6 protein-coding genes are annotated in these 7,755 nt (G+C 70.8%); 5 read left to right on the top strand and 1 reads right to left on the bottom strand.

From position 1 onward, the window contains the following. A partial coding sequence (locus tag ABZ260_RS41860) for a phosphopantetheine-binding protein (protein ID WP_355628873.1) occupies positions 1-228 on the top strand: 228 nt, incomplete at its 5' end. After that, complete coding sequence (locus tag ABZ260_RS41855; RefSeq protein WP_355628870.1) at positions 225-980, top strand: thioesterase domain-containing protein; 756 nt, start codon at positions 225-227, stop codon at positions 978-980. The genes ABZ260_RS41860 and ABZ260_RS41855, both read left to right, overlap by 4 nt. A gap of 2 nt (positions 981-982) precedes the next feature. Here ABZ260_RS41855 and ABZ260_RS41850 read toward each other — a convergent pair whose 3' ends face one another. Then, on the bottom strand, positions 983-2,335 hold the full coding sequence (locus ABZ260_RS41850) for an MFS transporter (RefSeq protein WP_355628867.1): 1,353 nt from the start codon (positions 2,333-2,335) through the stop codon (positions 983-985). 70 nt (positions 2,336-2,405) lie between these two features. Here ABZ260_RS41850 and ABZ260_RS41845 point away from each other — a divergent pair, with 70 nt between their 5' ends. Genes ABZ260_RS41845 through ABZ260_RS41835 form a run of 3 tightly spaced genes read left to right on the top strand, consistent with a single transcriptional unit; the run spans position 2,406 to position 7,723 of the window. Further along, positions 2,406-3,215, top strand: coding sequence for an FkbM family methyltransferase (locus ABZ260_RS41845; protein WP_355628864.1), 810 nt, complete (start codon positions 2,406-2,408; stop codon positions 3,213-3,215). Next, entirely contained in the window at positions 3,212-4,444 is a 1,233-nt protein-coding gene (locus ABZ260_RS41840) for a cytochrome P450 (RefSeq protein WP_355628862.1), read from the top strand. The genes ABZ260_RS41845 and ABZ260_RS41840 overlap by 4 nt, the downstream gene beginning before the upstream one ends. 12 nt (positions 4,445-4,456) lie before the next feature. After that, on the top strand, positions 4,457-7,723 hold the full coding sequence (locus tag ABZ260_RS41835) for an amino acid adenylation domain-containing protein (RefSeq protein ID WP_355628859.1): 3,267 nt from the start codon (positions 4,457-4,459) through the stop codon (positions 7,721-7,723). Positions 7,724-7,755: the final 32 nt, after the last annotated feature.

Below are 7,755 nucleotides of genomic sequence, written 5' to 3'. Positions count from 1 at the left end.
GACGACGCCGCCCTCGTCGCGGCTGACCCGGTGCGTCACGCCCTCCACCTCGACCAGGTGGATCGGCCCGTGCGTGTCGGTGAGCAGGCGGTACCCCTGTCGGCCACCCGTCTCGTCGAGGAGATCGGGAGCCGCTACGGCGTGCGGATCCGGCTGCGCGAGTTCCTCAGGGCACCGACACCCGAGACCCTCATCCAGAGCATCAGGGCGGAAGGAAGCACACGATGACCGAGAGAAGGCGGCGGAGGAGCCGCCCCAGGTGGCTGCTGCGCGCCCCCGGCCCCGAGGCGAGGGCACGGCTGTGGTGCCTGCCCTACCCGGGTGCCGGGGCGTCGATGTACCACGGGTGGCCGGCCGAGGTGGACGGGATCGAGCTGTGCCCGGTGCAGTTGCCCGGCAGGGAGAACCGGCTGCGCGAGCCGTCGTTCGAGAGCTACCCGGAGGTCGCCGCCGAGATGCTGAAGGGCCTGGAGCCCTACCTGGACCGGCCGTTCGGCTTCATCAGCCACTGCGGCACCGTCTTCATCGGCTACGAGGCGACGCTGCTGCTCATGGAGCGCGGCGGCCCGCTGCCCAGCCACCTGTTCGCCTCCTCGATGGTCCCTCCGCACCGGGCGTCGTGGCCGAGCATCCTGCGGCTCGACGAGGAGCAGGTGGGCGCGCTGGTGTCGGATCTCATGCGGGCGCGCGGCGCGGAGCCGCTGCCCGAACTGGTGGAGATGGCCGCGAGCGTCATGCGCGCCGACGTGGCCGCCTACGGCCGCTTCGAGCGGACCGACCCGGTGGAGCTGCCGTGCCCGATCACCACGATCGGCTGGTCGGGGGACACGCAGATCCCCCCTGAGCAGATGGGCGGCTGGGAGTTCTACGGCCGGACCCGCCACACCGTGCTGGACGGCGGGCACTGGAGCTACCTCCAGGCGCCCGCCGCCCTGCTCGACGAGATCGCGCGGAGCATGTCCGCGCGAATCCCGGGTTGACCTCAGGCGTCCTTGCCGTCCTCGCGCCCGCCGGGCTTCCCGGCGGGCTCCTCGATGTCCTGCAGGATCTCGGCGTCCTCCAGCCTGCGCAGGTTCGGCACCGGCGACAGGAAGAGCAGGATGATCCAGGGCAGCAGGAACGCGGCACCGGCGTAGATGGCGGGCTTGACCCCGATCAGCTCGCCCAGCACCCCGGCCAGCATCGCGGCCAGCGGCAGGATGCCGAGGTAGACCGCGCGGCTCGCGCCGATGACCCGGCCGCGCAGGTGGTTGGGGATCACGTACTGGAAGAGCGTGAGCTGGCCGATGTTCCCGGCCACCACGCCGAACACCGTGACGAACCAGATCGCCGAGAACAGGGTGATCTGCAGCCACTGCGGACCGGCCACGAACGGCGTGAGGCACAGCACCCGGAACGCGATCAGGGCGGTCATGATGCCGCGCCCGTAGCCGAGCTTCTCGAACAGCCTGCCCGCGAAGACGGCGCCGATGACGCCGCCGATGCTGCCCACCGCGTAGATGAAGCCGATCCAGGTGCCCGACAGCTGGAGCTCCCTGGCCGCGTACAGGATGAACAGGGTCAGGATCATCATCGACCCGAAGTTCGCCCCGGCGGAGTTGAGGATCAGCGGGCGGGCGTAGGCGTTGCGGTATGTGACCTTCAGGCCGTGCTTGATGTCGTGGAGCATCGCCGCGACGGCGCCGCGCCCGCCGCTGTCCTGGCGCTCGACGGGCGGCTCGACGTGACGGATGCGCGACAGGGCGAAGGCGGAGACCAGGAAGGAGATCGCGTCTCCCAGCATCACGTACGCCGGCCGGAACAGGTCGATGAGCACGCCTCCGGCGCTGGAGCCCGCGATGGCGCCCACCGACTCGGTCGCCGCCATCCGGCTGTTGCCGGCCACCAACTGCTCCTCGCTCAGCAGCGTCGGCATGTAGGCGGCGTAGGCGATCTCGAAGACCACCGAGAGGCCACCGACCACCACGGCGACCACATAGAGCACCCACATGTCCATGAACCCGGCGAAGGCCGCGATCGGGATCAGTGCCACGACCGCGGCCCGCCCGATGTCGGAGCCGACCATGAGGGGTCTGCGCCGGTAGCGGTCGATGAGCACACCGGCGATCAGCGTCAGCAGCAGCGCGGCGATCGTGCGCATGGTGTTGAGCAGACCGACCTCGAAGGAACTGGCCTGCAGCATGAGGATCGCGGTCAGCGGAAGGGCCAGGGTGGTCAGCTCGGAGCCGAGGACCGAGATCGACTGACCGGCCCAGAGCCGGTTGAAGTCGGGATTACGCCAGAGCGAGGGCGGCTTTTCCGCCGACGCCCCGACTTCTGTTCTCTGCGTGTCCATAAGATCGTTCCGTCCCTGTCGGGTTTCACCTCTGGTTGACTGGAATAAGCTTTTTGTTAAGGGTGATGATATGCGAAATCAGCGGAGAGACATCCTGGAAAACAATCAGCGGGTACGCCAGATGACACTGCCGGACGGACATGTGGTATTCCAGCTCAATCCCGCCGAGACCAGCCTGCAGTATCGCAGCATCGTGGGCGACAGAAGTTACTTCAGACACGACGTACGCCTTGAGCCGGGAATGACGGTGTTCGACGTGGGCGCTAACATAGGAATCGCGGCGCTGGCGTTTCACTGGGAATGTCCGGGCACTCGAATTCTTGCCTTCGAGCCTGCCCGGCCGCTTTACGACGCGCTGTGCGCGAATCTGGCCGCCCACGGCCTGAACGCCAAGGCGTTCGACTGCGCACTCTCCCATACCCCGGGAACGGCGACTCTCACCGTCTATCCGGAGACCACCGCGATGTCCGGGATGTACACCGACGTCGCCCACGATGCGGAGGTGACCAGGACTTTCCTGGCCAACAGCGGGTTCGCTCCCGAGGACGTGACGGACATGGCCGAGGGCAGGCACGTCACGGAGCAGCAGGAGTGCCAGGTGCGGACGATCTCAGAGGTGATGGCCGCCGAGGGCGTGCACCGTATAGGGCTGCTGAAAGTCAACGTCGAGAAAGCCGAGTGCGATGTGCTGGATGGAATCGCCCCCGATGACTGGGGTGCGGTCGACCAAATCGTCATGCAGGTCCATGACATCGACGGCAGGCTGGCGTCCGTACGCGGCGATCTCACCGGCCGTGGATTCCAGGTCGACATCGGCCAGGATCCCCTGCTGAGGAACACGGACATCTTCGATGTGTACGCACGGAGGAATTCCACATGACAGTGGACACGACGGTTGATCTGAACGAGCTGGATCTCGCCGATCCGGACATCTACACGGCACCCGACTCGGGCCTCGGCGTCCTGCATTACCTGCAGGAGCACCGGCCGATGTTCTGGAACAAGAGATCGGCGGGGCCGAGTTTCTGGGCGTTCACCAAATACGCCGACGGTGTGGCCGTCTATCTCGACAAGACGAATTTCACCTCCGAGCGGGGAATGCAGGTCGGGCAGACCGAGTCCGCCGCCCGCGCCGCCGCGGGCAAGATGCTCATCGTCACCGACGGCCGCCACAGCCGGTTGCGCGACGTGATGAACCCCGCGCTCACTCCCCGGGTGGTACGCCGCCTCGAAGGCGCGATGCGCGAGACGGTGGGCGGGATGCTGGAGGAGAACGCGCCCAGGGACTCCTTCGACTTCGTCGACACGGTGGCGGGCAGGCTACCGCTCTCGGTCATCTGCGAGCTGCTGGGCGTGCCCCGCGCCGACTGGGACCTGATGATCCAGTGGACGCGCACCGCGTTCGGCTCCGCCACCTCCGACGACGTCATCTCCGACGCGGAGAAGGCCGAGGCGAACGCCAACATCTTCGCGTACTACGCCGACCTGCTGGCCGAACGGCGCGGCGACCTCGGCGACGACGTGATCAGCGTGCTGATCCGCGGCCGGATCGACGGAACGCCCCTCACCGACGAGGAGATCCTGCTCAACATCAACGGCCTCATCACCGGAGGCAACGAGACGACCAGGCACGCCTCGGCGGGAGCCGTCATCGCCCTGGTGGAGAACCCCGGCGAGTGGCGGCGGCTGCGCGAGGACCCCTCGCTCATCCCGACCGCTGTGGAGGAGGTGCTGCGCTGGACCGCCCCCAGCCTCAACGTCATGCGCACCGCGCTGCGCGACACGAGGATCGGAGAGCAGACCATCCGGGCCGGTGAGCGGGTCAGCGTGTGGCACCCGGCCGTCAACCGCGACGAGGACGCCTTCCCCGACGCGCGCCGCTTCGACGTCGGCCGCACCCCCAACCGGCACCTCACGTTCGGCCTCGGCAGGCACCTGTGCATCGGTGCGGCGCTGGCCAGGTTCGAACTACGCGTGCTGCTGGAGGAGCTGACCCGCCGGGTGGCCCATATGGAACTCACCGGGCCGGTCAAGCGGCTGCGCTCGAACCTCATGTGGGGCGTCGACCGCGTCCCCGTCCATCTCGAACTCGACCACGCAGGGCACTGATTGGAGCACCTCATGCCGGACATGTCGCCGATCCAGGAGAGCGGGTGGAGGTCCTACCGGGCAAAACCCGCCGGTGACCACACCGACCAGGTCACCCTCGCCGCGCGGCTACACGGGTCTCTGGACGAGAAGGCCCTGACCGCCGCGCTGGAGGACGTGCTGGAGGCGCGCGAGGACCTACGGCCGGCACTGCCGGGTGGTCCCGAGCCCGGCACCACGCCCGTCGCCGTTCCCCGGCCGGTGGAACTGGGCAGGCACGAACCGGGCCGCCGCGAGGAATCGCTGACGCGCCTGGTCTCCGAGCAGGCCAACCGCGGCCTCGACCTCGAAGCAGGGCCGCCGCTCCGGATCGCCTTGGCCCGGCTGGCCGACGACGACCACGCGCTCGTCATGACGGCGCACCGGCTGGTGGCCGACGAGCACGTCCTAGCCGGTCTTGCCGGGGAGATCTCCCGGGCCTACGAGAGCGCGGCCGGCTCCCCCGCCACCGCTCGCGACGGTGTCCCTCTCAACGGGCGCCCGTCCAACGGCATCTCCGCAGGCGGCCACGGCCCCCTTGACGCGTCCCCCGGCGGACGCGCCGCCGGCGACGCCTCCCCCGCGGCCGGTTCGAACGGTCACGCCACGTCCTCCCCGGAGGCCGGCGACGCCGCCGATCTCGCCTACTGGCGTGACCGGCTCGACGGCACGCCCCCCGCCCTCGACCTGCCCGCCGACCGCGGCCGTCCCGCCGTACCCGGCCTCACGGGCGCCCGGGTGACCTTCGGCGTCCCGCCGGAGACGGCCGCGCGGGTCGAGGCCCTCGCGCGCGAGTCCGGCACCGGCAACGGAGCCGTCACCCAGGCCGCGCGGGCGATGGCGCTGTCGCGCTGGTCGGGGCAGACCGAGGCGGCCACCCCCCGCACCGACACCCGGGCCGTCACCCTGGCCGCCTGGGCCGTCGCGCTGTGCCGCTGGTCGGGACAGGACGAGGTCGTGGTCGGCGTACCCGTGCCCGGCGACGGCCGCGCCCCGGTGTTCCCGATCCGGATCGGCTGCGAGGGCGACCCGTCGTTCGCCACCGTCGTCGCCCGGGTGCGTGACGCGCTCGACGGGGCGGCCGCGCACGGCTCCTACCCGGCGCACCGGCTCGCCGAGGAACTGCGGCTGGACGCCTCCAGCGGTGTGCGGCCGCTCTACCAGGCGGAGTTCGACCAGGCGGCCCCGGCCTGGAGCGCGCTGCGACTGCCTGGCCTGCGGACCTCGGAGCTGGTGGCGGACCGCTTCCCGCTGGCCTCGGATCTGGCGCTGGTCCTGATGCCCGGCTCGCTGGAGGGCGAGGTGCGCTACGCGCTCGACCTGTTCGACGCGTCCGGCGCCAGGACCAGGGCCGAGCAGTACGTCACGCTCCTGACCGACGCCGTGGGCGACCCCACCCGGCCCATCTCGCGCCTGTCCCTGCTGGACGCCGAGCAACTACGGCTGGTGGTCGCCGAGTGGAACCGTACCGAGACCCCCTTCGACGAGGGGGCGAGCATCGGCGCGCTGTTCGAGGCGCGTGCCACCGCCGCCCCCGACGCGCTCGCGGTGCTCTGCGGCGAGCAGCGGCTGACCTACCGCGAGCTGGACGAGCGCGCCAACCGGGTGGCCCACCGGCTGATCCGTGACGGGGTGCGGCCAGGCCAGGTCGTCGGCTCGATGACCGGCCGCTCGGCCGAGGCGCTCGTCGCCTTCCTCGGCACCGTCAAGTCCGGCGGCGTCTACCTGCCGCTGGACCCGGCGCTGCCGCCCGACCGGCTCGGCCACATCCTGGACGACAGTGGAACCGGGCTGGTCCTGACCGTGGCCGAGCACGCCGGCCGGGTCCGCGGCGACCAGGTTCGCACGGTCGAGCTGGACACCGGGTGGAGCGCGATCGAGGCGGAGGAGCCGGCCACCGGCCCCGGCGTGACGCCCGCACCCGACGCCACCGCCTACCTCATCTACACCTCGGGATCGACCGGCCGTCCCAAGGGGGTGGAGGTGCCGCATCGCGGCGTGAGCAACCTCGCCTCGGCCCTGTCGCGGGAGTTCTCCCTGACGCCCGACGACCGGGTGGCGCTCTTCGCCTCGCTCAGCTTCGACGCCTCGATCTGGGAGATCACGATGGCGCTGCCGAACGGGTCGGCGCTGTGCGTGCTGGACCCCTCGGCCATGACCCCGCAGGAGACGGCAAAGGCCATCAGCGACCAGGGCGTGACCGCGGCCACCTTCCCGCCGACGTTCCTCAGCACGCTCAGGGGCGACGAGCTGGGCACGGTCAGGTTGATGGTGGTCGCGGGCGAGCAGTGCCCGACCGGGCTGGTGCGGACCTGGGGACCGGGCCGCAGGTTCGTCAACGCCTACGGGCCGACGGAGACGACCGTGTGCGCCACGATGGGCGCGTGCGACCCCGCCGCGGCGTACGCCCCGCCGATCGGCCGGCCGCTGGCCAACTTCAGGACCTACGTGATGGACCGCCGGCTCAACCCGCTCCCGGCCGGTGTGCCCGGGGAGCTGTACGTCGGCGGCGCCGGTCTGGCCCACGGCTACCGGGGCAGGCCCGGCATGACCGCGCGGTCGTTCATGCCCGATCCGTACGGCCCTCCGGGGGCGCGGCTCTACCGCACCGGTGACCTGGTCCGCTACCTGCCCGACGGCCGGTTGCAGTACGTGGGCCGGGTCGATGCGCAGGTGAAGGTCCGCGGTTTCCGGGTGGAGCCGGCCGAGATCGAGGCGGCGATCACCCGCTACCCGGGCGTCCGCGAGGCGGCGGTCGTCGCGCGCGACGACCGGCTGGTCGCCTACGTCGTGCTCGACGACGCCTCCAGGATCATCGCCGACCGCAGCGGCCTGACCGGCGAGCTGCACCGGTTCCTGCAGGGCTCGCTGCCCGCGTACATGCTGCCCGCCTCCTACCTGACGCTGGACGCGATGCCGCTGACCTCCTCTGGCAAGGTGGACCGCCAGGCACTGCCGGAGCCCGGCCAGGGCGGCATGGACGGGGACGGGGACGACTTCGACGCGCCGCGGACGCCGACGGAGCAGACGATCGCGGTGATCTGGGCCGAGGTGCTGAAGCTCAGGCGAGTCGCCCGGGAGGACGACTTCCTGGAGATCGGCGGTCACTCCCTGGTGGCCGCGCAGGTGATCACCCGGGTACGGGAGACGTTCACCGTGAACGTGCCGATCAGGGTGCTGTTCGAGAACCCGGTGCTCGCCGACTTCGCCGAGGCGGTGGACGGCGCGTCGGCCAAGGCCGAGGCGAAGGCCGGGGTCTGAGCCCGGGGGGCTGCCGCCGGGGGGGGGGGCCC

The sequence above is a fragment of the Streptosporangium sp. NPDC006013 genome, from assembly GCF_040614275.1.
Taxonomy (GTDB): Bacteria; Actinomycetota; Actinomycetes; order Streptosporangiales; family Streptosporangiaceae; genus Streptosporangium.
The sequence above is the reverse complement of the archived record's forward strand: the minus strand, read 5'-3'. Positions and strand labels throughout refer to the sequence as shown.